A 4,274-nucleotide genomic window follows, 5' to 3' on the forward strand; every position below is an offset into this window, starting at 1 on the left:
GCGGCCCCCTGCCCTCACTCGGTGCCATGGTTACGCTGGAACGTTTCCTCGCCCATGGCCCTGATCTGCCCCTCTATCAAGGCCTCGAACGGTGCCAGCAGCGCATCGAAGCAGGCCGGTTGCTCCAGTGCATTCAGCGCCCCCACCACGGCCTCGATGGTCGACAACGCCCCTGCCTGCGGCGCCTTGCGCAAGCGATAGCGCGAAGCGGCCACCTGCCCCAAGGTCACCCTCGGCAACGCCTCCAGCAGCGGATTCAGGTACAGCAGCTTGCGCGCCTTGCGCCAGGTGCCGTCGGGCACGATCAGCAGCAAGGGTTGCTCGTCCATTGGGCCATAGGCAGCCAGGGGCTGCGCTTCAGCGCCCGGGAACAACAGCGCCGGGCGGTACCCGGGGGTTGCCAGCAGCGCTGGCAGATCGTCGAATACCTCCCCCACCCGCAGCTCGGCATTGCTCAGGCCTAGGGCAGCCAACCGTGCGGTATTCAGCGCGTGGGCGCTTTCACTGGGGTGCTGCAGCAAGATCACACGGGTTCGGCTGCCTAGCGCAGGGATCAGCGAGCAAAGGCAATGATCAAGCGGGCGCTGGCAGCGCTCGCAACGGGGTCTGGGCATGAGGGTCTCCTTGGCGGGGGTATTTTGCCACAGAACCCTGGCCCGGCTGGCGGGCCTTGCCCTATGCCCTGGCCGCAAGGCGACCACGGCAACCTCAACGGTTGAAGCGCTCCGCCAGGCTGTGCAGGTACTCCGCCATGCGCTCGAGGTCCTGGCTGATTTCTGCCCCCTGGCGCGCCTGCCCGGCACTTTGATCGCACAGCTGGGCAATGCGCACGATCTGCTGGTTGATGTCTTCAGCCACGTGGCTTTGCTGCTCCGATGCCGTGGCCATCTGCTGGCTCATGCCGGTGATGCGGCTCACCGCCTGGGCTATGCCGCTCAACGCCGCCTGCACTGCCTCGACACTGTGCACGCTGTCACGCGAGATCTGCTCGCCACGGCTGGCAGTACTCACTGCGCGCTCTGCCCCGGCCCGCAACGAGGCGATGATCTGGTGGATTTCCTGGGTGGAGGTGCGGGTACGCTGCGCCAATGAGCGTACTTCATCGGCCACCACGGCAAACCCGCGGCCCTGCTCGCCGGCCCGCGCCGCTTCAATGGCGGCGTTGAGCGCCAGCAGGTTGGTTTGTTCGGCGATCGAGGTGATCACATCCACCACACTGCCGATCGACTGGGTCTGTTCCGCCAGGGCGTTCACCGCCTGGCCAATGTCATTGACTGCATCGCTCATGCTGCCCATGGCCTTCAGGCTCTGCAGCGCCAGCTCGCTGCCCTGCTGCGCCAGCTGGTCGGCATCGCCTGCGGCATGCGCCGTGCTCTGCACGTTATGCGTAACCTCCTGGATGGTCGCCGCCATCTGCGCGATGGCGGTGGCCGATTGGTCGGTCTCGCTGCGCTGGCGGTCGAGCATCTGCGCCTGCGCGCCCGACAGGTCGGAAGATTGCGCAGCGCGTGATTTTACCCCCACCCCGGCGTCTACCAGGCGCGTCAGCGCGGTTTGCAGGCGGGCTTCTTCACTGATGATGGCAAGGTCCAACTGGCCCTGCAGCCCCGGGTTGTCGCTGTAGGTGAGCGCCACCAGCGGGCTGGTGAACGCCTTGGGGTGCTCGGCCAGCGTGCGGCGGATGGCCTGGTTCTGACGGTGCTCGACCAGGTACCAGGCTACCAGCAGTACAACCATCAACACCCCTAGCGCGGCATAGGGTGGCAACCACAGGTAGCCCGCCGCCGACACCAGGCCGGCGCCGAGCAATGGCCAGCCCTGGCGCAGGCCATGGCCCAGGCGCGCCGCCCACGATACCGGCCGGCGGCCGGCACGCAGGCGTGCGTACAACGCCTCGGCACGGCGGATCTGCTCACGGGTCGGTACCGAACGCACCGACTCGTAGCCGCTGATGCGGCCCTGTTCGTAGACTGCCGTCACGTAGGCACTGACCCAGTAGTAATCGCCGTTTTTTGCCCGGTTCTTGACCACGCCCATCCACGGCTTGCCTTGCTTGATGGTGTCCCACATATGGCCGAACACCGCCGGCGGCATGTCTCGGTGACGCACCAGGTTGTGCGGCTGGCCCACCAGCTCGTCGTAGGTGAACCCGCTGATCGCCACGAAGGCGTCGTTGCAATACGTGATGCGGCTGTTCAAGTCGGTGGTGGAAATCAGCCGTTGTTCACTGGGGAATGTTCTTTCGTGTTCAGTGACTGGCAAATTCATGCGCATCGTCGGGCGATCCTTGCAGGATGAAAAGAAGGGAAATCATCAGCGCAAGTTGATATGTAGCAGAGCGCTATGAGGTTAGCGGCACACGTGTGCAGGAATTTAGCGGCCTGCCGACAGAATGTATGAACATTCTGTTTATCAGCCTACGTTGAGCTGGCTTTTCAGCAGGTCGCGGAAGGTCTGGATCAGCGGTTCGCGGCTGCGCCCACGCCGGATGATCAACGAGAACGGTGCCTGATAACCGAACGTCGCCGGAGACAACACGCGCAAGTCCCCTTTGTCGACCCAGGCCTGGGCGTAGTGCTCGGGCAGGTAGCCGATGTAGGCGCCCGACAGAATCAGGATCAACTGCGCCTCCATGCTCTCAACCGTCGCCGCGCTGTGCTTGAAACCATGCCGGGCCAGCTCGGCCTGGCTCCAGTAGCCGCGCCCGACCATGCGCTGCTGGGTCACCACCTGCTCGGGAATGCGCCGCTCGCTGTACAGCGGGTGGCGGCTGCTGCAGTACAGCCAGTGCTGCTCGCGGTACAGCGGCTGGTACAGCAGGCCACTCATGCGTGAAGAAAACGCGCCAATTGCCAGGTCCAGGCGGTTGTCCTGCACCCCCAACTGCAGCTCGTAAGGGCTGGACACCGACAAGTGCAGGTGCACGGCCGGGTGCTCCTGGCTGTAGGCACCAATGGCTTCAGCCAGCGGCAGGGCGCGATCGCCCACCGTGGAGTCGATCACCCCCAGGTTGAGGGTGCCGCGCAGCTCGCCCTTAAGGGCCGCCGCGTATTGCTCGAACCCGTCCAGTTCGGCCAACAGGCGCAGGGTTTCCTGGTGGAACAGCTCACCCTTGCTGGTCAGGCTGAAACCGCCCCGGCCACGGTGGCACAGCACGATACCCAGGGCACCCTCCAGCTGGCTCATGTAGGTACTGATGGCCGAAGTCGACAGGTTCAGCTCACGCTGGGCGTTGGCGAAACCCTGGTGGCGCACCACACTGATGAAGATACGCAGCAGTTTCAGGTCGGGCAAAGTCGAGGCCATGGGGCAACGGTTCCACAGGGTGTTTGCGCGCAGTCTAACCGCTGCGCCGGGCTTTAGTTCAGAAATTCCTGAACTAAGTATTTGTCGGTAGCGATTCTTCCATGGCACTACCTTGCGCAGACTGGCCGAAATGTCCCTGCCCGCTGGCAAAAACCGAACTGGAAAGCGCGCAGCGGCACAGGTTCGAACAAACAGAACAATCGACCGACTGATGAGGCCCACCGTGGACAAGACTCTCCACCAACCACTGGGCGGCAACGAAATGCCGCGTTTCGGCGGCATCGCCACCATGCTCCGCCTCCCCCACCTGCAAAGCGCCGAAGGCCTGGACGCAGCCTTCATTGGTGTGCCGCTGGACATCGGCACCTCGCTGCGCTCCGGTACACGCTTCGGCCCCCGGCAAATCCGCGCCGAATCGGTGATGATCCGCCCGTACAACATGGCCACCGGCGCCGCCCCGTTCGACTCGCTGTCGGTCGCCGACATAGGCGATGTGGCCATCAACACCTTCAACCTGCTGGACGCCGTGCGCATCATCGAAGAGGCCTACGACCAGGTCGTCGAGCACAATGTGATTCCCCTGACCCTGGGCGGTGACCATACCATCACCTTGCCGATCCTGCGGGCGCTGCACAAGAAGCACGGCAAGATCGGCCTGGTGCACATCGACGCCCACGCCGACGTCAACGACCACATGTTCGGCGAGAAGATCGCCCACGGCACCACCTTCCGCCGGGCGGTGGAAGAAGGCCTGCTCGACTGCGAGCGCGTGGTGCAGATCGGCCTGCGCGCCCAAGGCTATACCGCCGACGACTTCAACTGGAGCCGCCGCCAGGGCTTCCGCGTGGTTCAGGCCGAAGAGTGCTGGCACAAGTCGCTGGAGCCCTTGATGGCCGAAGTGCGGGAAAAAGTCGGCGGCGGCCCGGTTTACCTGTCGTTCGACATCGACGGCATCGATCCGGCCTGGG

At 64.4% G+C, this 4,274-nt stretch carries 4 protein-coding genes; 1 reads left to right on the forward strand and 3 read right to left on the reverse strand.

The annotated features are described in order from the left end of the window. Positions 1–14: 14 nt before the first annotated feature. From APH30_RS26175 to APH30_RS26185, 3 genes are all read right to left on the reverse strand, one after another. On the reverse strand, positions 15–614 hold the full coding sequence (locus tag APH30_RS26175; RefSeq protein WP_054914153.1) for a tRNA-uridine aminocarboxypropyltransferase: 600 nt from the start codon (positions 612–614) through the stop codon (positions 15–17). Between the two features lie 94 nt (positions 615–708). Beyond that, positions 709–2,274, reverse strand: coding sequence for a PAS domain-containing methyl-accepting chemotaxis protein (locus APH30_RS26180; protein WP_054914154.1), 1,566 nt, complete (start codon positions 2,272–2,274; stop codon positions 709–711). 138 nt (positions 2,275–2,412) lie between these two features. Continuing rightward, complete coding sequence (locus APH30_RS26185; RefSeq protein ID WP_054881883.1) at positions 2,413–3,306, reverse strand: LysR family transcriptional regulator; 894 nt, start codon at positions 3,304–3,306, stop codon at positions 2,413–2,415. 223 nt (positions 3,307–3,529) lie between these two features. Here APH30_RS26185 and APH30_RS26190 point away from each other — a divergent pair. Further along, positions 3,530–4,274, forward strand: a 745-nt coding sequence (locus APH30_RS26190; protein WP_054914155.1) for an agmatinase, incomplete at its 3' end; no start/stop codon positions are given.

It is taken from the genome of Pseudomonas sp. NBRC 111127 (assembly GCF_001320345.1).
Taxonomy (GTDB): Bacteria; Pseudomonadota; Gammaproteobacteria; order Pseudomonadales; family Pseudomonadaceae; genus Aquipseudomonas; species Aquipseudomonas juntendi.

Bases quoted from the DNA above. Each gene is read 5' to 3' on its own strand.
- APH30_RS26175 (WP_054914153.1), bottom strand. From the start codon at position 614: ATGCCCAGACCCCGTTGCGAGCGCTGCCAGCGCCCGCTTGATCATTGC.
- APH30_RS26180 (WP_054914154.1), bottom strand. From the start codon at position 2,274: ATGCGCATGAATTTGCCAGTCACTGAACACGAAAGAACATTCCCCAGT.
- APH30_RS26185 (WP_054881883.1), bottom strand. From the start codon at position 3,306: ATGGCCTCGACTTTGCCCGACCTGAAACTGCTGCGTATCTTCATCAGT.